At 44.9% G+C, this 17621-nt stretch carries 32 protein-coding genes; 27 read left to right on the top strand and 5 right to left on the bottom strand.

Annotated elements, in window-relative coordinates:
- Positions 1-100: 100 nt before the first annotated feature.
- From ACQKPA_RS32785 to ACQKPA_RS32770, 4 genes are all read right to left on the bottom strand, one after another.
- Positions 101-1294, bottom strand: a complete 1194-nt coding sequence (locus ACQKPA_RS32785; RefSeq protein ID WP_427496456.1) for a tyrosine-type recombinase/integrase — start codon at positions 1292-1294, stop codon at positions 101-103.
- Between the two features lie 27 nt (positions 1295-1321).
- A complete protein-coding gene (locus ACQKPA_RS32780) occupies positions 1322-1510 on the bottom strand; it encodes a hypothetical protein (protein ID WP_427496455.1) in 189 nt (62 codons plus the stop codon).
- A gap of 89 nt (positions 1511-1599) precedes the next feature.
- Complete coding sequence (locus ACQKPA_RS32775) at positions 1600-2079, bottom strand: ImmA/IrrE family metallo-endopeptidase (RefSeq protein ID WP_427496454.1); 480 nt, start codon at positions 2077-2079, stop codon at positions 1600-1602.
- 10 nt (positions 2080-2089) lie between these two features.
- Positions 2090-2416, bottom strand: a complete 327-nt coding sequence (locus ACQKPA_RS32770) for a helix-turn-helix transcriptional regulator (RefSeq protein ID WP_427496453.1) — start codon at positions 2414-2416, stop codon at positions 2090-2092.
- Between the two features lie 146 nt (positions 2417-2562).
- Between ACQKPA_RS32770 and ACQKPA_RS32765 the strand changes: the two genes are divergently transcribed.
- From ACQKPA_RS32765 to ACQKPA_RS32660, 22 genes are all read left to right on the top strand, one after another.
- Positions 2563-2796 carry a helix-turn-helix transcriptional regulator gene (locus ACQKPA_RS32765; protein WP_427496452.1) on the top strand — a complete coding sequence of 78 codons (234 nt, stop codon included), beginning with the start codon at positions 2563-2565 and terminating at the stop codon, positions 2794-2796.
- Positions 2797-2840: 44 nt separating this feature from the next.
- Entirely contained in the window at positions 2841-3047 is a 207-nt protein-coding gene (locus ACQKPA_RS32760) for a helix-turn-helix domain-containing protein (protein ID WP_427496451.1), read from the top strand.
- Positions 3044-3322, top strand: coding sequence for an AbrB/MazE/SpoVT family DNA-binding domain-containing protein (locus ACQKPA_RS32755; protein WP_427496450.1), 279 nt, complete (start codon positions 3044-3046; stop codon positions 3320-3322). The genes ACQKPA_RS32760 and ACQKPA_RS32755 overlap by 4 nt, the downstream gene beginning before the upstream one ends.
- Complete coding sequence (locus tag ACQKPA_RS32750) at positions 3319-4086, top strand: ORF6C domain-containing protein (RefSeq protein WP_427496449.1); 768 nt, start codon at positions 3319-3321, stop codon at positions 4084-4086. Before ACQKPA_RS32755 ends, ACQKPA_RS32750 begins: the two co-directional genes overlap by 4 nt.
- 244 nt (positions 4087-4330) lie before the next feature.
- The gene (locus ACQKPA_RS32745; protein ID WP_427496448.1) at positions 4331-5182 is read left to right on the top strand and encodes a Lin1244/Lin1753 domain-containing protein; all 852 of its coding nucleotides are present in this window, start codon (positions 4331-4333) and stop codon (positions 5180-5182) included.
- A complete protein-coding gene (locus ACQKPA_RS32740; RefSeq protein WP_427496447.1) occupies positions 5070-5873 on the top strand; it encodes an ATP-binding protein in 804 nt (267 codons plus the stop codon). Before ACQKPA_RS32745 ends, ACQKPA_RS32740 begins: the two co-directional genes overlap by 113 nt.
- 8 nt (positions 5874-5881) lie before the next feature.
- Complete coding sequence (locus tag ACQKPA_RS32735; protein WP_427496446.1) at positions 5882-6070, top strand: hypothetical protein; 189 nt, start codon at positions 5882-5884, stop codon at positions 6068-6070.
- Positions 6030-6464 (top strand): hypothetical protein, encoded by a 435-nt coding sequence (locus tag ACQKPA_RS32730; protein WP_427496445.1) that lies wholly within the window; start codon positions 6030-6032, stop codon positions 6462-6464. Before ACQKPA_RS32735 ends, ACQKPA_RS32730 begins: the two co-directional genes overlap by 41 nt.
- Positions 6465-6469: 5 nt before the next feature.
- Positions 6470-7084: an HNH endonuclease gene (locus ACQKPA_RS32725; RefSeq protein WP_427496444.1), complete on the top strand. Its 615-nt coding sequence runs from the start codon at positions 6470-6472 to the stop codon at positions 7082-7084.
- A 28-nt stretch (positions 7085-7112) separates the two neighbouring features.
- Complete coding sequence (locus ACQKPA_RS32720; protein ID WP_427496443.1) at positions 7113-7322, top strand: hypothetical protein; 210 nt, start codon at positions 7113-7115, stop codon at positions 7320-7322.
- A 29-nt stretch (positions 7323-7351) separates the two neighbouring features.
- The gene (locus ACQKPA_RS32715; protein ID WP_427496442.1) at positions 7352-7741 is read left to right on the top strand and encodes a hypothetical protein; all 390 of its coding nucleotides are present in this window, start codon (positions 7352-7354) and stop codon (positions 7739-7741) included.
- 6 nt (positions 7742-7747) lie between these two features.
- Positions 7748-8653 carry a phosphoadenosine phosphosulfate reductase family protein gene (locus ACQKPA_RS32710; protein ID WP_427496441.1) on the top strand — a complete coding sequence of 302 codons (906 nt, stop codon included), beginning with the start codon at positions 7748-7750 and terminating at the stop codon, positions 8651-8653.
- Positions 8644-9648, top strand: a complete 1005-nt coding sequence (gene dcm, locus ACQKPA_RS32705) for a DNA (cytosine-5-)-methyltransferase (protein WP_427496458.1) — start codon at positions 8644-8646, stop codon at positions 9646-9648. Before ACQKPA_RS32710 ends, dcm begins: the two co-directional genes overlap by 10 nt.
- Positions 9649-9700: 52 nt before the next feature.
- Complete coding sequence (locus ACQKPA_RS32700; protein ID WP_427496440.1) at positions 9701-10012, top strand: DUF551 domain-containing protein; 312 nt, start codon at positions 9701-9703, stop codon at positions 10010-10012.
- A 54-nt stretch (positions 10013-10066) separates the two neighbouring features.
- Positions 10067-10510: a YopX family protein gene (locus tag ACQKPA_RS32695; RefSeq protein ID WP_427496439.1), complete on the top strand. Its 444-nt coding sequence runs from the start codon at positions 10067-10069 to the stop codon at positions 10508-10510.
- Positions 10507-10674 carry a hypothetical protein gene (locus ACQKPA_RS32690; RefSeq protein WP_427496438.1) on the top strand — a complete coding sequence of 56 codons (168 nt, stop codon included), beginning with the start codon at positions 10507-10509 and terminating at the stop codon, positions 10672-10674. The genes ACQKPA_RS32695 and ACQKPA_RS32690 overlap by 4 nt, the downstream gene beginning before the upstream one ends.
- Positions 10667-10843, top strand: a complete 177-nt coding sequence (locus ACQKPA_RS32685; RefSeq protein ID WP_427496437.1) for a hypothetical protein — start codon at positions 10667-10669, stop codon at positions 10841-10843. The genes ACQKPA_RS32690 and ACQKPA_RS32685 overlap by 8 nt, the downstream gene beginning before the upstream one ends.
- The gene (locus ACQKPA_RS32680; protein ID WP_427496436.1) at positions 10836-11150 is read left to right on the top strand and encodes a hypothetical protein; all 315 of its coding nucleotides are present in this window, start codon (positions 10836-10838) and stop codon (positions 11148-11150) included. Before ACQKPA_RS32685 ends, ACQKPA_RS32680 begins: the two co-directional genes overlap by 8 nt.
- Positions 11147-11692: a hypothetical protein gene (locus ACQKPA_RS32675; protein WP_427496435.1), complete on the top strand. Its 546-nt coding sequence runs from the start codon at positions 11147-11149 to the stop codon at positions 11690-11692. The genes ACQKPA_RS32680 and ACQKPA_RS32675 overlap by 4 nt, the downstream gene beginning before the upstream one ends.
- Positions 11685-11864: a hypothetical protein gene (locus ACQKPA_RS32670; protein ID WP_427496434.1), complete on the top strand. Its 180-nt coding sequence runs from the start codon at positions 11685-11687 to the stop codon at positions 11862-11864. The genes ACQKPA_RS32675 and ACQKPA_RS32670 overlap by 8 nt, the downstream gene beginning before the upstream one ends.
- A 234-nt stretch (positions 11865-12098) precedes the next feature.
- A complete protein-coding gene (locus tag ACQKPA_RS32665; RefSeq protein ID WP_427496433.1) occupies positions 12099-12458 on the top strand; it encodes a hypothetical protein in 360 nt (119 codons plus the stop codon).
- A 540-nt stretch (positions 12459-12998) separates the two neighbouring features.
- On the top strand, positions 12999-13202 hold the full coding sequence (locus tag ACQKPA_RS32660; protein WP_427496432.1) for a DUF7681 family protein: 204 nt from the start codon (positions 12999-13001) through the stop codon (positions 13200-13202).
- A 24-nt stretch (positions 13203-13226) separates the two neighbouring features.
- On the opposite strand, the gene ACQKPA_RS32655 is transcribed toward ACQKPA_RS32660, so the two are convergent.
- Entirely contained in the window at positions 13227-13406 is a 180-nt protein-coding gene (locus ACQKPA_RS32655; RefSeq protein WP_427496431.1) for a hypothetical protein, read from the bottom strand.
- 507 nt (positions 13407-13913) lie between these two features.
- Between ACQKPA_RS32655 and ACQKPA_RS32650 the strand changes: the two genes are divergently transcribed.
- From ACQKPA_RS32650 to ACQKPA_RS32630, 5 genes are all read left to right on the top strand, one after another.
- Entirely contained in the window at positions 13914-14150 is a 237-nt protein-coding gene (locus ACQKPA_RS32650; RefSeq protein WP_427496430.1) for a hypothetical protein, read from the top strand.
- 3 nt (positions 14151-14153) lie between these two features.
- The gene (locus ACQKPA_RS32645; RefSeq protein ID WP_427496429.1) at positions 14154-14504 is read left to right on the top strand and encodes an HNH endonuclease signature motif containing protein; all 351 of its coding nucleotides are present in this window, start codon (positions 14154-14156) and stop codon (positions 14502-14504) included.
- Positions 14494-15093, top strand: coding sequence for a hypothetical protein (locus tag ACQKPA_RS32640; RefSeq protein WP_427496428.1), 600 nt, complete (start codon positions 14494-14496; stop codon positions 15091-15093). Before ACQKPA_RS32645 ends, ACQKPA_RS32640 begins: the two co-directional genes overlap by 11 nt.
- A 181-nt stretch (positions 15094-15274) precedes the next feature.
- A complete protein-coding gene (locus ACQKPA_RS32635; RefSeq protein WP_427496427.1) occupies positions 15275-15865 on the top strand; it encodes a P27 family phage terminase small subunit in 591 nt (196 codons plus the stop codon).
- Positions 15858-17618, top strand: a complete 1761-nt coding sequence (locus tag ACQKPA_RS32630) for a terminase large subunit (RefSeq protein ID WP_427496426.1) — start codon at positions 15858-15860, stop codon at positions 17616-17618. The genes ACQKPA_RS32635 and ACQKPA_RS32630 overlap by 8 nt, the downstream gene beginning before the upstream one ends.
- Positions 17619-17621 lie beyond the last annotated feature (3 nt).

Genomic DNA, 17621 nt, shown 5'->3' with positions numbered 1-17621 from the left:
TTCTAGATTTATTTCGATAGCCCAGACATAATTAAATCATGTACGGTTCTATAGGGATTTCGGAAGTTAGAGTGAGGATATGCCCACGTGTTACCCACATTTATGAATTCATTACCTCTTCGAAACGGTCAGGAACAAGTTTTCGCTGTTCTTCGGTTATGTGTAGATATATTGTTTTTGTGATTTCGTCGTTCTTATGACCGAGCCTTTCTTGGATTACTGCTAATTCTTCTTTGGCTTCGGCAAGTAGAGAAACATGGGTATGTCTAAGGCTATGGGGGGTAAGGTTGTCAGGAAGTCCACAGTCTTTCAGGATTTTTTCAAATCGTTTCTGATAGCGACTATAACATGCTGGATATCCGGGAAACTTCAAGCTCCAAAATATAAAGTCTGCGTCATGTTGTAGTTCACCGTTATTGATTTTATTCTCTCTCCAAGCCATCTGTCCCTTGATGGCTTTAATTACACTTTCACCAATGGAGACCTTGCGGACAGAGCTTTTATTTTTCGGGGGGCCGAGAACATAGTTTTTTACGGACCCATCGACATAAAGAGATTTTGTTACAGAAATAGTTTTTTTCTCTTCATCGAAATCAGATACTTTAAGCGCAAGTAGTTCGCCGATCCTCAAGCCAGTGTAAGCGAGAGTTAAAAAGACGGCATACTCTTGCGGCTTACCGCGGAATCTGATGTATTGAAGTAAGTGCTTCAATTGCTTCTTTTCTAGGAACTTTGGAATATTGACAATACCAGATTCGACTTCTTCAAGGGTTGATTTAAAAACAGGAAGAGTTGCTTCTTCTGTTGGATCATTGAGTATGATTTTTTTCTTTTTAGCGTCTCTAAACATGAGGCTTGCAGCAGAATGGTACAGCTTTATTGTTCCTTGCTCAAAAGCATCTTTTTTTAGCTTGTTCAAATATGACTGATAATCATAACTTGATATTTCCTTAAGCTTGGTATGCTCACCTAAATACTTTTTAAGGCATTTCAACCCATTCTCTCTACTCCGCAAAGTCCCCTTTGCTGGTTCGCGTTCTATCTTGTAGTCTTCAAGCCATAGTTCAATCCATTGCCCTAATGTGATTGTTTTTTCATCAATTGTTTTTCCTTCAAGGCGCTTTGCTTCAATTTGGATACCGGCAAGGTATGCTTCTTTTGGAGTCTTGAACGAGGGAGTTTCTTTCTGTTTCCGTGTTTTTTTTCCGTTAACTATTACCGGAACACTGTAGCGATAAGTATATCTTCCGTCCCTTTCCCTGACGCCAGGAGGAAGCACTTTCTTTTTGGACATGTCATCTACCTCCCACCCGAATGAACTTTAATCCTCACTCCGTTTGGATTGAATTTGAAGGGCCGCATGATAGGCTTCCTCGGCTGTTTCATAGGAAGCAGTTTCTATTTGCTTTCGGACTTTCTTTCCATTCTCCATTACCGTTTCGGTGTAACGATAGGTAAATCTTCCGTTTCGCTCCCTGACACTAGAAGGTGAAAATTTAATTTTTGACATGTTATCCCTCCTAAAATAAGATCATATGTTTGGTTGTATCATATATTTAAACAGCCCGTTTATAAGCAGGCTGGGAAACATTAAAATTGTTATTCAAGCGTTTTAAAAATTCTCAAGGGGTCAAAACAAATAATATGGTTGCCAATCTTTTTGCTTTGGCCGTATTTTTCAAGATAATGTTTTATTGATTCTTCTATGTATTCTTCGGTAACATTTAAAAAGTCTGCTATTTCATATCTATTTCTAGCCCCTGCTTCACAAGCTTGTATTAACCCCTGAAGAGGTACCAGTTTTTCATATCCCCAATTACGGGCGCGCTTTTCTTGTTTGCGGCTGGGTATTCCTTTAATATCCAGAATGTTGCCGTAACTGGTGTAATGATGGCCTAGTTCTTCTGCAAAAATACAGACCCATTCCGTTTTAGTAGTAATAGCCCTGTTATTCAATGCAATTATATTGTCAAAGTAAAGCCCTTTGAGTTTATTGTTTTTGAATATTACATGGTAGTCTCGTTCCTCTACTACAAGGATTCCGGCTAATTCAGCTTCTTCTAAAAGTTTATCAATCATGAAATACACCTCATTTTCGTCGTGATTTAATGTATTTAGCATATTCCATGATTTCTTTTAGTTCTTCTTCGGTGAAATCGTCGCCTTCAAAGTGAGCAGCAATCGTCAAGGGGACATCTTGTGCAAGATTATCCATGCCTCCTTCCTCAATGATGTTGCTCTTTTTGATCCGGAAATGGTTAGCGATTTTTTCAATTGCTCCCATACGCGGTTCTTTAAGTCCAGTTTCCCATGCAGACACTGCTTTATTAGTAACACCAGCTATATCTGCTAGGTCTTGTTGTGTTAGGTCAAATTTATCGCGAAGGATTTTTAAATTCTCACTGATACCCACCATTACCACTCCAATCTATTTTGAATTGATTATAATCTACTTGTCGATAAAAATCAACTTAAAGAAGAATAAAATGGCCAAGTTGGTGTTGACAATCTACTTAAAGAAGACTAATATGGGTTTATCACCAAAGAAAGGAGGTCGTGACGGTGCAAACATCTCCTGAACTGAATAAGGGAATTTCTCCAAAACAGGCAAGGTTGTTAAAAGGGTTATCTCAAGAGAAAGTGGCTAAATTGCTTGGCATTCACAGACATACTTACATCAAGTGGGAACGAAATGCTGATGATATGCCCGTAGGCAAAGCCAAGGAATTCTCGGCAATTGTTGGCAGGGGAGTAGATGAAATTTTTTTTGGTCAACAGTCTACTTTAAGTAGATAAAACTACTTAAGGTAGACCCGGAAAACAGAAGGAGTTGAAAAACAATGAATACTAGAAATGAAAATCTCCCCCCTGTTCTAACGATCAAGGATGTAGCGACTTATTTTTGTCGTAGTACAAAGACCATACGCAATCGCATAAAGTCTGGGGAGTTAAAGAGCTATCGAGAAGGTCAGGAATATCGTTTTCGCCGCGAATGGATATTGGAATATGAGCGAAATTTGATTTTGAAGGGGGGGAATGAACTTTGAAATCAACCGGGATTGTGCGAAACCTTGATTCATTAGGGCGCATTGTAATACCAATCGAATTACGTAAAACATTGGGGATCGGTGATAGTGAGCCAATAGAGATCTTTGTAGACGGCGAAGATGTCGTCCTCAAAAAATATCAACCGGGATGTAATTTATGCGGATCCAGCGAAGGAAAGATGAGCTTTTTCTACGGAAAGACAATCTGTAATAAATGCGTAAGTGAAATCGGCAGAAGTGCTGAACGTCAAAAGCTATTAGGAGGACGGTCATGAACGTGTATCCAGTAGAACAGAAACTAGTTCCATTTAACGGAGCTGAAATGCTTGGAGTAAAAGCGAGTGACGGAAAAGTTTATGTAGGCGTTCGGTGGGTCTGCGAGGGGATCGGGCTAACCGAGGACCAAATGAAGAATGAACGGAAAAAGATTCAGACGGATCTTGTCTTGAAACAAGGGGGGTTAAATTTAACGCTCCCTACAAATGGAGGACTGCAAGAGGTTTTAACCATCGATCTAGATTTTTTACCACTATGGTTAGCAAAGATATCTATCACTCCAAACATGCAAAAGCATCAACAGGATGTCGTAGACAAGTTGACCCAATATCAATTAAAGGCAAAAGATGCACTTGCAGCCGCATTCATTAAACCGGATCACCGATTTGAAAACATGAGTCCTGAACTCAAGGCAATCTTATTCGTGGATACCAAGGTCCAGCAGCTGGACTCCCGGCTCGAGCACCTTGAGAATCATACAACGATCGATTACGGGCAGCAGAGGCAATTGAAAAAAGCAGGAAATGCAAAGGTCATTGGTCTATTGGGCGGAAAGCGATCTGCAGCATACAAGGATAGCAGCTTACGCCATCGGGTATATTCAGCCCTTTGGAATGACTATCAAGATTACTTCGGTATCAACTCATACAACAACACGTATACCAAGGATTTCATTCGGGGTCTGCCTTATATCCAGCACTGGACGCCGCCGAACAATCTGTTGCGTGAGATCGAGGAATTCAATGGACAAAGATTATTTTGACCTGCCGGAGCTGGCGCGGATTTGGTTCGGACAACCTCTGCAGCATGCAATCATAATTCGAAATATTCAACGCAAGTCTAAGAAAATGCAAAAATCACCTTAACATGTCTTTGGCCGGACGTTAAGGCGATTCACTCAAATACACGGGTATTCCCTTGTCGTCATTATCCACGAATTGGAATGAATCGTCAAGGGGTCCCGTGGTGAGTTTGCGGTATGCAAAACAAACGAAGCAGGTGGCGAAATGAAAGAGGCGTATTACTTTTCGCATGACAGTAACGCCCGTAACGATAAGAAGATACTAGACATGCTGAGCGTGTACGGTGCCGAAGGCTACGGGTGGTACTGGATGCTTGTTGAAATGATGCGTGATGCTAGTGATTACAAATTGGATATGCAATCTAAATACTCATTTAATGCATTTGCAATGCAATTGTATGCGGATAGCACGAAAATAAAGGATTTTATCATGGATTGTATCAACGAATTCGGTTTGTTCGAAAGTGACGGGGCGTTTTTTTGGAGTAATTCTCTTCTTCGGCGCATGGAAAAGAAGAAAAAAGTAAGTGAATCTCGACAAATTGCAGCCAACAAACGCTGGAAGAATGCAAATGCATCTAATAACGATGCTGATGCAATGCAAGATGATGCAAAGGAAAGTAAAGGAAAGGAAAGTAAAGGAAATAAAAAAGAAAGTAAAGATATAGATGATGATATAGACGCGCAATATGCGCGGGTCGTTGATTTCTATCAACGGAATATCGGACAACTTCCCCCGGCTCAATATCAATACGTCGATGACTGGCTAAAGACTTTCGAAGCTGATGTGTTGATTCTGGCAATGCAAAGGGCCATTGATCAAGGCGTAGGGAAATGGTCATACATCAACCGCACGTTGGACGAATGGCAGAAACACGGGGCTAAGACCTTAGCCGATTGTAAGGCGCAGATTATCGAATTTGACAGGCAGAAGGAGGAACGGCATGAAAAGTCTCAAGCAGGCACTAGCGGAGTTCGATCTGGAAGAGATCAAACGCAGAGCAGCGGAAAGAGCGAGTTCGCTTTCCTCGACAGCCAAACCCGAACCGGCGGATGATTTATCCAAATATCGCTGTATTAAATGCAAAGATGATGAATTTGTTCTCATACGTAATGAATCTGGTACCGATATAGCCGTTCCTTGCGAGTGCCGGAAAGAAAGGGCAGCTGAACGGCTAATGAAGTCGAGCCGCATCACCCAAGAATTCCAAAGCAAGAGATTTAATAATTTTGTACAGGACGGGCGTCCCCTTCAAGTTATCGATGCCCTAAAAGCAGCATGCAATTACGTGAAGGACGTGGATGATAAAGGAATCCCGAATAGGAGCATTGCCCTTTTGGGACGGCCGGGAAGCGGGAAAACACATCTCCTGATGGCAATATCCAATTACCTTTTAGCCAAGGGTGTACAAGTCTTATATTTTCCCTTCGTGGAAGGGTTCAACGAGATAAAGGGAAATCTCGATACGCTTGAATCAAGAATTTTTCAATTGCAGCAAGCCGACGTCCTCTTTATTGACGATCTTTTCAAGGGACGTAAGGAAATCAAGGACTTTGTTATTGAACAGGTCTTTGCCATTATCAATTATCGATATCTCGAAAAAAAGCCGACCCTGATCAGTTCAGAAAAGACCATAGCCGGTCTATGTGAAATAGACGAGGGCATAGGCAGCCGAATCAACGAAATGTGCCGAGATTACAGAGTGATTTTAACCGGCGGAATTGAGTTGAACTATCGATTGCAGTAGGAGGAAGTATGGAAGAGGATGTAACAGATTTTAAACTTATCGATGATGATTTTGAAGAATTCATGCGGCGGGGCCGGGAAGCGTTCGGCATAGGGGAATACAGCAATTCATTCCCGCTTCCCGCTCCGGCAACGAATGAAGAGGGAGAGGGCAGTTATGGAGATCACAGCCAAGGAAGCGGCCCAGCAGCTTCATGAAATCATGAAATCCGTAAGAGAGACTTATGAACGGAATTCCGAAGAACTCACTTATTGCGATGCGGAGTATATCGACCTGACGCATGCCCTTGAATTTTTGGGGCAGGAGCAAATTGAATTTTTGGACCTTACTAAACAACTGCAGGACAACCGGAGACGGCGGCGCCGGGCAAAGGACGAAAACGAACGACTGCAGCCGCTCTATGATCTTGTAACCCAGAATACCGGGATTGTCGAGGACGTAAATAAAGGGCGGCGGAAAGTGCAGGACATCATCAAAACTCAAGCAGCCCGCTCCTATAAATCCCGCGTTCGAAATGATATGCAATTCCTTTTTGATGAAGCTCGGGCAGCGAGTCGAAATAACCCAACCCATCAAGTGCAGGGAGTGTGAGACATATGTCATTCGTAAAAAAGAAGAAAGAAATCGCACCATGGCGGCAAAACATCTTATCGCATCATAAAGGGCGTCCATCCCGGGCGGATCGGGCGGAGTTCCCGGCAAGTGTGGTGAAAGAGCTGATCAAGGAAGCGGGTGGGCGCTGCCAGTGCGGCTGCGGCCGACCAGATACCGAAACACATCATGTTATGCCCCGGACCCGAGACGGCCGCGGTGTCAAAACGAACGGCATGAGAGTGAACGGCATCTGCAATCAACGGTTTCACGCGAATGAGGAAGAGCTGCAGCACTGGATAAACGTCTATACCGAACGTCACGGCCCTTATTTCTGGTATGACGATCAAGATTGGGAAGAGTATCGCCGGAGAGAGGATGCGGAATTGCAATCAGCAGAGGCCCAGCGCCTGAAAGAGGAACGATTGGAGCCGGTAATGTCATTACTATCATCTGCCGCCGGGAGACAGCTCAGAGCCAAAGAGAAGCGGCTGTTTGAATCCCTTCCGGATAAGCAAATGAACGTGCTGGCGGATCTCATGACGGATGTAGTGAACGGACTGAACCAAGCAGCGGGTTACTATCCCAAACATGGATACGGACATTATTTCGAGGATTAAAATTAACTCCCAAAGGAGCGAATAAACGATGAAGAAATACGTATTGGTCAGAAAAGAAGATGACGGAAGCGACATTTTTGTTCGTGAATTATCAAGCGAGGACTCATACACAGATGATTTGGGAAATGCGCTTATTTTTGATTCGGAGTATGACGCCCAAAGAGAACGAATTGATGACGAAAAGGTAGCTGAGTTGAGGATTGATGAAATCGGCTGGTCTTATGAAGTCATGTCTTAAGATTCATACCCCATATAAGGAGAGATAACATGAACGGAATCGAATTGACCGAAGAGGCCGCACTAAAGAACATTGTAAGTTATGCACTACACGCGTTCCCGAAGTCATTTATTAACCACAACAACGAAATTATTCTGGAACCGAGAAACAACGTGTATTTTCGACTGGATGACGTTCACACTGAACTGGATTTCAAGTGCAAAATGTTCGCTTGGTTATCTCGGCCAATCGCCAAAGGGTTGAACAAATATTGGGCACCGAAAGTGCTGAGCAGCTTTAACCAATTGTTACGAACAAACTTCAACAAGGACGACATGAATCTGATCTACGACCGGTTAGGAAACGATGTTAACCGACCGCTGGCAATAAAATTCATCGAATCGAACTATGATCTAACGATCCTTAATCGGGAGGGATAAGACGGAATGAGCGACACCATAAACGTTGTTTCACTATCTGGAGGAAAAGACAGCACGGCCTTGTGGCTTTATGCACTGGAACGAGGTGTTAATGTCCTCCCGGTATTTGCGGATACAGGAAACGAACATAAACAGACATATGAATATCTTGAATATCTCGAAAAGCAACTAGGGCCGATCCAAAGAATAAAGGCTGACTTTAGCACCCAAATTGACCGGAAAAGGAATTGGGTGAATACAAAATGGCGTGAAGAAGGGATTTCAGAAGAAGTCATTCAACAAGCTCTATCAGTTCTCCATCCAACAGGGAATCCATTCTTGGATCTGTGTGTGTGGAAAGGTCGGTTTCCAAGTACCAAAGCTAGATTCTGCACTGTTGAACTAAAAGTTCGCCCATTCTTTGATCAAATCTATTTACCACTGCTGGAAGAAGGCAAAAAGATTGTGAGCTGGCAGGGTGTACGGGCACAAGAGAGTTTTGCACGATCACAGCTGCCCGAAAGAGAAGACACTCCTGAAGGCTATGAAATATACAGACCGTTGATCCAATGGACCGTAGAAGACGTATTCGCAATGCATGACAAATACGGGATTGAACCTAATCCACTTTATAAATTGGGCATGGGACGTGTTGGTTGTATGCCGTGTATCAATGTAGGGAAGATGGAGTTGTTCGAGATTGCCCGGAGGTTCCCAGAAGAGATTGCCCGGATCGCAAAGTGGGAGGAAATAGTTAAACTCGCTTGCAAGCGAAATGGAGCATCGTTTTTAGCAAGTAGCGAAGGCGAACACATCTGGGACAAGGTTGACTGGTCAAAGACAGTGCATGGCGGCAAACAGATTGATCTGTTCAAAACATTGGCATTCGATGATGTGCCTGTTTGCTCAAGTCAATACGGTCTATGCGAATGATGAGGAAACTCAGCCTATTCTCCGGGATCGGCGGTATCGACTTAGCAGCACATTGGGCCGGTATGGAGACGGTGGCATTCTGTGAACGTGAACCGTTTCCTCAAAAGGTCCTGAAAAAGCATTGGCCGGACGTACCAATCTATGACGATGTTTGCACCCTAACAGCAGAACGATTAAAGGAGGATGGAATCATTGGCCCAGGTAGAACAATTGACATTATTTCAGGAGGATTCCCATGCCAGCCTTTTAGTCACGCCGGGAAGCGAGGCGGCACGAGCGATGACCGTTACCTCTGGCCTGAAATTGTGCGGATTCTTCAAGAAGTCCAGCCCACTTGGTTCGTTGGCGAAAATGTTGCTGGCCTCATCAGCATGGAGCAGTCCAATAGTGAACTTATCTTGGAAGACGACACAACTGTATGCGAAGAGACGGAAATGGTACTTGAAACAATCAAGAACGACCTTGAAAACTGTGGATATCAAGCCTTCTATGTTGTTATTCCGTCTTGTGCCGTCGGAGCCGCACACCGAAGAGACAGGATCTTCATTGTGGCCTACACCGAGAGCAAACGATCCGGAGAAACGCGGGAACATCAATGCAGAAGATCCGAGGAACGGACTGCCTGGAGCAGTAAAACTATGGCCGACACCAACCGCGAGCCAAGATTGGAAGCCGATCAGACCGCTTGCACCGTCGGAAGCGAATGGGACTCACGGAACCATGTTAGTCGGAGCAGTAGGGCATCAACACCCCAAAGAAGTGGGAGGGAATCTGAATCCCAATTGGGTAGAGTCTTTGATGGGATTTCCAGTTGGTTGGACGGATATAGATGGCCTGCCGGATTAGGGGCAGAACAATACGATTGGGAACCGCCAAGAGTTGCAACTGATGTTAAGGAGCGAGTCGGTCGGCTGAAGGCGCTTGGTAATGCTGTGAACCCGGTGCAGATATATCCGATCATGGCAGCTATAAAAGCAATAGATGATCAACTTTAACCCCAAGGGGAGTCTACCCCCCTCCCCTACCTAACTATAAGGAGGAAATACGATGCAATGGATTAGCGTAGACGAAAGACTGCCCGAGACAAGACAAAGAGTCCTTGTGTGCTTTACGACAAGTTCAGGGAAATCATGGGTAACTTGTGCGGATTATATCGCTCCAAGAACAGTGCTGGAAGAAGACTATATGGATGAGGAATATAGCGGTTCGGGCGATTATGACGAGGAAAAGGATTGTTATTGGACAATGGGCGGTTGGTACGAATTTAATTACGAACCCGAAGTCAACTGGATGTTGAGTGAAAAAGTAACTCATTGGATGCCTTTGCCGAAGGCCATCAAAGCGACTGAATCCGCCTAGGGCAAAGCCCGGGGGCCGAAGCCCATCCATCCCCTTTAGAGAGGAAGTGAAGAAATGAAGATGCGAGCTTTTTATAAACCGCTAAATCGCATGTTAGAACCGGACCAAATTGAGAGCATCAACTTTGATACGAAAGTATTGGGCGTATACATGGAAATGGACGGCAAGGGGTATCACAGATTGCGCTTGTCTGACTTTGAAATCATGTGGTACACCGGACTACCTGACCGTAACGGTAAAGAGGTATATGAAGGGGATATTATTCAGTTTGAAGATATGGGCGAAGTAGGATACGAGTACAAGGAGGGCTATGATTTTACCAATCAAGCCGTTGTTGTATTCGAAAACGGTCGATACACGCTAGATGAATTTTTGGATGACAATAGTGGAGTTATGGAAGAACTTGATGATCACGAAGCAACGTGTTCGGTGATACAGGGCAGTGAGGTAATCGGCAACCGCTGGACCAATCCCGATCTATTGGAGGACAGAGAATGACACACTTTACCATGATCAAAAAAGAAACTGGTGAAGAGATCGGGTGTTCCAACGGGCCATTGCCTAAGAAAGTGCTTGATACGTTGGGTGTTGAGTTGAAAGCAAGTGACGCGGAAAATTGCTCGGATTGTAACGAGGATCTATTGGAGGGTGGATATGAATAACCAAAATTGCCTGTCTTGTATCCATGCATTTTCAGATGACAATGACGAATTAATCTGCACCGTTGAGGAAGAGCATGAAAAGGTTGGTGAAAGCTACTCTTGTAAAGAATGGAGGCTTTGCCCAACTTTTCAGGAGAAAGTAAACGCATTGGAGGTAACCCATGAATAACCAAGAATGGGCAAGAGATATCAAACCATTTGAGTGGGAAGAACTGGACGGTAAGACTCTAAAGATCCGCGCAGGTAAGCAAGAAGGAGTAATGATTGTTGTTGGATACGATCAGGAGACGAAGGATACTTTCGTTCTGCACGAGGAATTTTCCACCCCACCAGTACCCACCATTAAGCCGGGAGATAAAGTCCGACATGCACAATATGGACATGGTGATGTGAAGAAAATCAGCGCTTGGGTCTGGTTCTTTGATGGCCCTGAGTATAAAGCGATAACTCCCGGGGATTTGGAGGTAGTGGAATGAGTAGAGACTGCCAAAAGGATATCGAGTTTTTGAAGAGTCTCCAATCAGAATTAAACAGTCAGGCAAGCGATTGTCAGGCAGCACCGCGTTTTTGGGTGGTTGGCGATTATAGATGGGTTGAATGCAGTCAAGATAACGCTGAAAGATTTTCTGTTTATCTGCCGAGTGCCGGAGAGTCATACGAGCTTAACGGTTATCTTCAAGAAATTAAGGAAGATAAAGAATTATCCGGTGAAGCCTATGAAGATTTCGAAGATATAGTTTGCGAAGTTAGTGCACTTGAATGGATCCAGACGTACCAAGATGAAGATGCTTGTCTTTGTCCAGAACGCAAAGAGCATTTCGTTAGAGAAAATACAATGTTTCTAACCAAATCGGAAGCTAAACGACATATCAAACTAAACCATTATCACTATACAAAAGAAGCCCATACCTATGCCATGACAGCATGGAGAGCGCCAGTAGTGGAACGGTTGTTGCAGATTCTACATGAATTTGACTTTGATTCCCTTTACCCAATGGAGGAAACCAAAGATGTTTAAGGTTAGACGGACATTTAACCACACGATCGTTTATACGGTTTACGGTGTACAGCAATTGGAAAATGGATTGACGCAATTCCTGATATGGAACGACATGTATCAAAAATGGTCTTGGTTTCCGGCAAGTGAATTTGAACCGATCGAACTTCCGAGGGAGGTAACAGAACAGTGACACCTAACACTGTAACAGCAGATACCCATTGGGTATGGACTGATAAGGCGCAAGAGAAGAATCCAAAATATGCAAAGGCTGGGTCCCCTATTTGGTACCATCAGCAGAAGAATGCACCAAAGTTCATGTTAGAACAAGGATTAATCTGCGACTCGACGGAATACGTGAAGGAAGGGCAGGCTGATATATTCGAATACATCTAAAGGAGCGGGGCATATGGAGGCGGTGGAGCAAATGGAAATATGGCCTAGCGTGACGGAAGAAGATGTAAAGGCAGCTAAGGATCTGTTACAGAAATACCCGCTTCTGTGCAGGCGGATCGAAGTGTACTCCCAGAAAGAAAACCTATCGCCCAAGGAAAACATGAGGCTGATTGAGGACAAGCGGAAGAAAGCGGAGATCGAAGCGGGATTCAAACTGATCCTTGACGACCAAGTGAAACGCATTTTAGAGTATCGGTACATCAAGGGCAATAAGCATAAATATACCAGAATTCGGTTCGAATCATCATACAGTGTATCGACTATCAATCGACGAATCGACGAAGGCGTAAGGATCATCGCTGAATGCTTGAAGTTATCCGGCCTAATTTGAAAATCTGACACTAAAGTGAAACTATCAAGAGACTCATTTGATATTAGACTAAATTTAAAGTAGGGACATAGAGCTAAACGCTCGGGTGTCCCTGCTAACCCTTATCATTGCAGGACTCGGTTACATTGTGGGCTTTATGCCTGGGCGTTTATCGCCGGTGATGTAGCAAGCGGGGAATGCAGTTAAGATCACTGCAACTATTATTATGGCCTTCATGGTATAGGCAGGTTCGATTCCTGTCAAGGCCAAACAAGTCCATGGGTGGACATAGGGATATCGAGATACCTATAAGGCGCGGTCTCGGTATCCCAAATCATACAATCACAGGTCGCTGATAACTCAGTGGCTTTTTTTATTCCAAACAAGACGAAGGAGCGCCATTGTGAAAAAGAAAAGCAAGCTCACGGTATATTGTTGTTTAGATAAAGCATGTGGTTGGGAAGAAAGAACACACAAAATACGGAATGGAATTAAATGCCCTAAGTGCAACGGGCCTGTCATGGTCGGTGTGGATTATGCTTTTGGAGAGGATGAGTCAAGATGAACGAACAAATCGAAAACAATTTCAGTTACCATGCACCAATGCCAGGACAACCGGAGATTTATCAAGAGATCCGGGAGAAGGCCAAGGAACTGGCCTACCTTATCGATCAAAAGGCACCGGGAAGCCGTGAGAAGTCACTTGCAATGACTAATCTTGAGCAAGCTGTTTTTTGGGCAAATGCTGCTATAGCAAGAAACTAAAAAAAAGACCCGACATTTGACGGGTCAATCTAGTGTGGTTATAACCTTGTCCACTTTTTCTTTGATTTCTGGTCGGCGTTCCACATACTCTTGAAAAGCTTCTTGTAGTAATGCGCGCTGATCAGTCTCGGTTACAAAAGCCCAGGTACGGAGCGTTTTAACAAACTCGTCAGGAAATCGAAACGATAACGGTTTGTTTGACATGGAATATTACCTCCTGTTCTTAAGAGCTTGGAACAATGCAGCCAGTGAAACAACAAAGGCAGCAATAGCGATGATCAGGGTTAGTGTTTGCATTTTGGGCGCCTCCTATTTCGTAAATTATATTTTACAATATAGTATGCAGAGGGTAAGATAAGCATAAGATGATAGGGTGCAGGCCGGGGATTTCTCCCCGTTCCTGCGGTGTCTCGGCCTCTTACGGTACCAGCGTAAGGGGCTTTTACTTTAGCCTTCGGTTATTCCGCTTGGAAGCTTGGTAGTTAAGCCAAGCTGTTCCCAAGTTGGTAATGGCCGTTAGCAGAAGTACGATTTCTAGAAACCCCATCGTCTTATCCTCCTTTCCGGAGTGCTTACCGCACCCTCTATAAATATAATACCACCATTATGTATTTATGTCAATACATCAATACAAACAATCACAAAGAAAATAAACTATTTTCCGTCTATTAAGCACCTTCGGGTGCTTTTTTCTTTTGCCGAAGGCCATCAATGCGACTGAATAATCCCAGCGAAGCGTGGGCCGGATGGCAAGGTTTTATTATTTCTCATGAAAGGGTTGAAGTCATGAACACCGCTCAATGGGATCAGCTTATGACATCCCTAAGGGATACCGCAGAGATAATGGCTAAGTACCGGGATGAGCTGTTGAAGCAAGGATTCAATAGAAACGAGGCGCTTGTAATGGTTATTGAGTATCAGAATGTTTTGACCGGAAAGAAAAGTTAGGTAATGGCTCTGAAAAAGTTCTGCCGTCACACAGGTTGCAAGCAGCTAACAACAACCGGTTACTGTGAAGACCATCCCAAGCAATCCTATGACCGGAAGCGGGGCACATCAGCGGAGCGGGGATATGATCATCATTGGCGACGAGAGCGAAAGAAGTTCCTGCGAGAGAATCCGCTTTGTATTGACTGTTACGCATTCGGCAAGCTGACACCCGCTACCGATGTGGATCATGAAATACCACACCGCGGGGATCAGAAACTGTTCTGGGATAAAAGCAATTGGCGGGCTCGCTGCCATAGTCACCATAGCCAAAAGACGGCGAGAGAAGATGGAGGGTTTGGGAATGGACAATAAGCTGCAAGCGGGTGGAATGGTGAGCTGTGACGGGTACATAGCACAGTTAAATAAAGACCACATACTTCCAAGGGAAGAAGTTGAAAAGCTCAAGAAATCATTGAATCTCAGTGTAAAGGTTAGGTTCGAAGACTGGTATGAGGTGCTGATTCAGAAGATGGGAAGCGCCTTGCAAGATGCAATCAATGCTGGCATGCCCGGTGAACTGGCAAGCAATGTGTTGAAAGACAGTCTGAGCAGATCCCTTAAACATGCACTAGTGGTTGATACGGGGACCAACAAGAAGGATGCATTGAGCATAGAGTGCAGGATCAGGGCTGCTGTGAATGAGGGTCAAGAATATCAGGTTGTCCACTATAAGCGCGGCGAGGGAGCCACTAAGGCTATACGAGAGATAGCAAAGGAGCGCAGTGATATTCTCGTTGTTGATTTCAAGACCCGGTATAATCGATGGCCTGATGGGACGAGTGGGAAGATACTTATCATAGATGCTCTGCCAGAAGCGGAAGCGCGAGGATGGAAGGCTATTGCTGGGGGAATGAACCGGGTTATCTATGTGAAGAGTTGCGATGAAGGGACCGCCTCATAGGAACGATTCTAAGGGGGCATAGAGGCGTCCATGTCTCGACCCTCCCAAACACACGTCCAAGGGCGCACAAGGGGGAGGGGGGTCAAATCTCTGCGGTCCTTTTGCTAGTTGACCGCGTCCCCCTTATTTCGCGTAAAAACTCGTTTTATGAATTTTTCAGTGATTCAGGGAGGTGAACCCGATGGGACGGAACGGAAAACCGATTGATCTGCACCTCGCAGCGGGGAATCCGAACAGGCTAACGAAAGAACAAATTCGGCAGCGTAAAGAGAGTGAAATCAAGCTTGGAAAATCAGAGCTCGACAAACTGAAACCGCCGGAATTCGTGAAGATTGACACCATTGCTTATTCGCACTGGAAACAATGCATGAAGGAATACAAGGGGGCAGCTGAGCAGGACATAAACCTTTTATCAAGCTCGGATGTCGGCGTGTTGGCAATGTACTGCAAGACCTATGCGGAGTATGAAAGACTTCATAAATCGTACCAAACCATTGATAAAATCGCTTATGATGGTGAGTTTTTAGATGAATATATTGAAGATAGCGCTGAATTTGATCGGAAAGTAAAGAAACAACTACGGGCGATGGTAGCCGTGGATGGGCTGTTGCGGATCGAGACGGCCATCAACAAGAAAATGGACATGCTCCTAAAAATGCAGGACCGTCTTTTCCTGAATCCTCTTGCGAAGGTCAAAAACGTACCGAAACCGAAGGAGAAAGAAAAGCCTGCAAGCAAGTTCAGTAAATTCGGGGGCGGCCGGGGTGTATAGCTCCCAAATCTATCCTTACAACACCGTAACCGAGCTTGACCGGGTCACAGCGTATGCCAAAGAAGTGGTTTCTGGCCGGATTATTGCAGGTGAGACGCAGAAACAGGCCTGCGAAAGGCACCTTCGGGACCTTGAACGGCAAGGAACGGACGATTTTCCGTTTGTATTTGACCCAGATAAAGCCCATGAAATCATTGATTTCGCGGAAAGCTTGACGCTTGCGGAGGGGGAAGAACCCGAACCGCTCAAATTGTGGGGCTTTCAGGACTTCATTTTTGGTAGCTGGAACGGCTGGCTGAACATGGATGGGTACCGGAGATTCCGCACATCGTACGTTCAGGTTGCCCGGCAAAACGGGAAATCGCTCGGGAACGCGGTTCCGGCCCTGTTCTATGGTAATTTTGATGGCTATAATTACCCGCAAGTGTACTGTGCAGCCACAAAAGAGGATCAGGCCCGCATAGTTTTGAAGGAATGTCTTAAATTCATCAATGCCGACCCGGAACTCGGCGGCAGCAAGTATGAAGAGGGGCTATTCACTTCCAAAGAATATAAGAGCACGATCCTTTGCAATATCACCCGCGGGGAAATCAAGGCGATAGGTCGAGATACCGAGACGATAGACGGTTTCCGGCCTTATTTTGCGTCGGTCGATGAATATCACAAGCATAAGACCAATCAGATGTACAAGCTTTTAACAGGGGGCCAGCGCAAACTAAAACAGTGCCTTACATCCATCATCACGACAGCCGGATTCGACTTGAATTTACCGTGTTACGAGGAATACGAATACGGGAAAATGATTCTGGCCGGGCTCCATGATGACGAAACGCATTTCGTGTTTATCTGTGAGCTCGACAAAGGCGATGACATTTGGGATGAAGCCAACTGGCCGAAGGCGAATCCACTCTGGACCGAAGAAACGCTTTCCAGTTTGCGCGGCGATGCTATCAAGGCGAAGAAAAAACGCGGTGCCGATCTCCGGGATTTCATGACAAAGGGCCTGAACATCTGGGTGCAGTTCGCAGATAACCAGTACATGAACATGGAACACTGGAAGAATTGCGAATCTGACTCTACGCTGGAAGACATGCGCGGCCGTGAATGTTATCTTGGTCTGGATCTGTCGTCCGGTGGAGACTTGACTTCTGGGTGTTTGGAATTTCCTTTGGATGATTACGGACCACACCGGAAGTATTATATTCACTCCCATAGCTTCATGCCGTTGAACAGAGTTGACGAGCATGTGCAGTCGGATGACGCTCCGTATGACATCTGGATTATGGATGATTTGATCACCGTAACCGAAACCTTGGGCGGTGTGAAGACGGACTATAAATACATCATCCAATACTACAAAAACCTGATAAAAGAATACAACCTGAAATTAAAAGGCATCGCTTATGACCCACATAATGCGGATGCCTTTTTGTCTGATCTGGAAGAGTTCGGCGTGGATTGTGTCGAGATTACACAAAGCGCCCGCAGCCTCAACGATGCTACAACAGATTTTCGTCTGGAAGTGGAAGCGGGCAACGTGATTTACGATCGTAGCAATAAGTTGCTGACGTGGTCCATGGTCAACGCCAAAACTGTGACCAATAGCTTTGGGGAAATCAAGATTGACAAGGACCCGAACGCCAAGACAAAGCGAATTGACCCGATTGACGCCGTGATTGACGCGCACAAGCTGTGCATGGCGAACAAAACCAAGCGTTCCGTCTATGAGGAAAGGGGCGTACGGACTATTTAATTC

The organism is Paenibacillus sp. NPDC093718 (assembly GCF_050279985.1).
Taxonomy (GTDB): Bacteria; Bacillota; Bacilli; order Paenibacillales; family Paenibacillaceae; genus Paenibacillus_AQ.
Note: the sequence above shows the minus strand (reverse complement) of the source record. Positions and strands in the feature narration are given on the sequence as shown.

What these genes read in the sequence shown, in the direction of transcription:
- ACQKPA_RS32785 (WP_427496456.1), bottom strand. Translation starts at nt 1,294, where the DNA reads ATGTCCAAAAAGAAAGTGCTTCCTCCTGGCGTCAGGGAAAGGGACGGA.
- ACQKPA_RS32780 (WP_427496455.1), bottom strand. Translation starts at nt 1,510, where the DNA reads ATGTCAAAAATTAAATTTTCACCTTCTAGTGTCAGGGAGCGAAACGGA.
- ACQKPA_RS32775 (WP_427496454.1), bottom strand. Translation starts at nt 2,079, where the DNA reads ATGATTGATAAACTTTTAGAAGAAGCTGAATTAGCCGGAATCCTTGTA.
- ACQKPA_RS32770 (WP_427496453.1), bottom strand. Translation starts at nt 2,416, where the DNA reads ATGGTGGGTATCAGTGAGAATTTAAAAATCCTTCGCGATAAATTTGAC.
- ACQKPA_RS32760 (WP_427496451.1), top strand. Translation starts at nt 2,841, where the DNA reads ATGAATACTAGAAATGAAAATCTCCCCCCTGTTCTAACGATCAAGGAT.
- ACQKPA_RS32750 (WP_427496449.1), top strand. Translation starts at nt 3,319, where the DNA reads ATGAACGTGTATCCAGTAGAACAGAAACTAGTTCCATTTAACGGAGCT.
- ACQKPA_RS32745 (WP_427496448.1), top strand. Translation starts at nt 4,331, where the DNA reads ATGAAAGAGGCGTATTACTTTTCGCATGACAGTAACGCCCGTAACGAT.
- ACQKPA_RS32740 (WP_427496447.1), top strand. Translation starts at nt 5,070, where the DNA reads ATGAAAAGTCTCAAGCAGGCACTAGCGGAGTTCGATCTGGAAGAGATC.
- ACQKPA_RS32735 (WP_427496446.1), top strand. Translation starts at nt 5,882, where the DNA reads ATGGAAGAGGATGTAACAGATTTTAAACTTATCGATGATGATTTTGAA.
- ACQKPA_RS32730 (WP_427496445.1), top strand. Translation starts at nt 6,030, where the DNA reads ATGGAGATCACAGCCAAGGAAGCGGCCCAGCAGCTTCATGAAATCATG.
- ACQKPA_RS32725 (WP_427496444.1), top strand. Translation starts at nt 6,470, where the DNA reads ATGTCATTCGTAAAAAAGAAGAAAGAAATCGCACCATGGCGGCAAAAC.
- ACQKPA_RS32720 (WP_427496443.1), top strand. Translation starts at nt 7,113, where the DNA reads ATGAAGAAATACGTATTGGTCAGAAAAGAAGATGACGGAAGCGACATT.
- ACQKPA_RS32715 (WP_427496442.1), top strand. Translation starts at nt 7,352, where the DNA reads ATGAACGGAATCGAATTGACCGAAGAGGCCGCACTAAAGAACATTGTA.
- ACQKPA_RS32710 (WP_427496441.1), top strand. Translation starts at nt 7,748, where the DNA reads ATGAGCGACACCATAAACGTTGTTTCACTATCTGGAGGAAAAGACAGC.
- dcm (WP_427496458.1), top strand. Translation starts at nt 8,644, where the DNA reads ATGCGAATGATGAGGAAACTCAGCCTATTCTCCGGGATCGGCGGTATC.
- ACQKPA_RS32700 (WP_427496440.1), top strand. Translation starts at nt 9,701, where the DNA reads ATGCAATGGATTAGCGTAGACGAAAGACTGCCCGAGACAAGACAAAGA.
- ACQKPA_RS32695 (WP_427496439.1), top strand. Translation starts at nt 10,067, where the DNA reads ATGAAGATGCGAGCTTTTTATAAACCGCTAAATCGCATGTTAGAACCG.
- ACQKPA_RS32690 (WP_427496438.1), top strand. Translation starts at nt 10,507, where the DNA reads ATGACACACTTTACCATGATCAAAAAAGAAACTGGTGAAGAGATCGGG.
- ACQKPA_RS32685 (WP_427496437.1), top strand. Translation starts at nt 10,667, where the DNA reads ATGAATAACCAAAATTGCCTGTCTTGTATCCATGCATTTTCAGATGAC.
- ACQKPA_RS32680 (WP_427496436.1), top strand. Translation starts at nt 10,836, where the DNA reads ATGAATAACCAAGAATGGGCAAGAGATATCAAACCATTTGAGTGGGAA.
- ACQKPA_RS32675 (WP_427496435.1), top strand. Translation starts at nt 11,147, where the DNA reads ATGAGTAGAGACTGCCAAAAGGATATCGAGTTTTTGAAGAGTCTCCAA.
- ACQKPA_RS32670 (WP_427496434.1), top strand. Translation starts at nt 11,685, where the DNA reads ATGTTTAAGGTTAGACGGACATTTAACCACACGATCGTTTATACGGTT.
- ACQKPA_RS32665 (WP_427496433.1), top strand. Translation starts at nt 12,099, where the DNA reads ATGGAAATATGGCCTAGCGTGACGGAAGAAGATGTAAAGGCAGCTAAG.
- ACQKPA_RS32660 (WP_427496432.1), top strand. Translation starts at nt 12,999, where the DNA reads ATGAACGAACAAATCGAAAACAATTTCAGTTACCATGCACCAATGCCA.
- ACQKPA_RS32655 (WP_427496431.1), bottom strand. Translation starts at nt 13,406, where the DNA reads ATGTCAAACAAACCGTTATCGTTTCGATTTCCTGACGAGTTTGTTAAA.
- ACQKPA_RS32650 (WP_427496430.1), top strand. Translation starts at nt 13,914, where the DNA reads ATGCGACTGAATAATCCCAGCGAAGCGTGGGCCGGATGGCAAGGTTTT.
- ACQKPA_RS32645 (WP_427496429.1), top strand. Translation starts at nt 14,154, where the DNA reads ATGGCTCTGAAAAAGTTCTGCCGTCACACAGGTTGCAAGCAGCTAACA.
- ACQKPA_RS32640 (WP_427496428.1), top strand. Translation starts at nt 14,494, where the DNA reads ATGGACAATAAGCTGCAAGCGGGTGGAATGGTGAGCTGTGACGGGTAC.
- ACQKPA_RS32635 (WP_427496427.1), top strand. Translation starts at nt 15,275, where the DNA reads ATGGGACGGAACGGAAAACCGATTGATCTGCACCTCGCAGCGGGGAAT.